Genomic DNA, 516 nt, shown 5'->3' with positions numbered 1-516 from the left:
CGCTGAAAACCGCCGCCATCCGCGCCCTGAGCAGCAGCCAGGTTGGCGCACTGACCACCGACCAGGTTGTCGCCCTGAGCACCACGCAAGTGGCTGCCCTGGTCAGCAGCCAGGCTGCCGGCCTGGGCACCGACGCCATCCGCGCAATTGAAACGCGTGATCTGGCGGCGATTGGCACCAGCATCATCTCGACCCTGAGCTCGACGCAGATCACCGCGCTGTCGACCGACCAGGTTGCGTCCTTGAACTCGGCCGCCATCGGCGCGTTGAGCACCTCTGGCATCGCCAACGGCCTGAAGAGCAATCAGGTTGTCGCGCTGGGCTCGCACCAGTTCGCCGCGATGAACGCGCTGCAAGTGGCTGCCCTGAGCACCGAAGGCATCGCCGCTATCGAGACCAATGACCTGCGCGGCCTCACGACCGCCGCCATCGCCGGCCTGCGCACCGCGCAAGTCGCCGTGCTGACCACCGACCAGGTGGCCAACCTGTCGGCCACGCAAGTTGCCGCGTTGACCA

1 pseudogene is annotated in these 516 nt (G+C 67.1%); it reads left to right on the top strand.

Features of this window, described 5'->3' with window-relative positions:
- Positions 1 to 516, top strand: a pseudogene (locus GTP77_RS29860) (heme utilization protein); the annotation flags it as partial.

Source organism: Pseudoduganella aquatica (assembly GCF_009857595.1).
Taxonomy (GTDB): Bacteria; Pseudomonadota; Gammaproteobacteria; order Burkholderiales; family Burkholderiaceae_D; genus Rugamonas; species Rugamonas aquatica_A.
The sequence above is the reverse complement of the archived record's forward strand: the minus strand, read 5'-3'. Positions and strand labels throughout refer to the sequence as shown.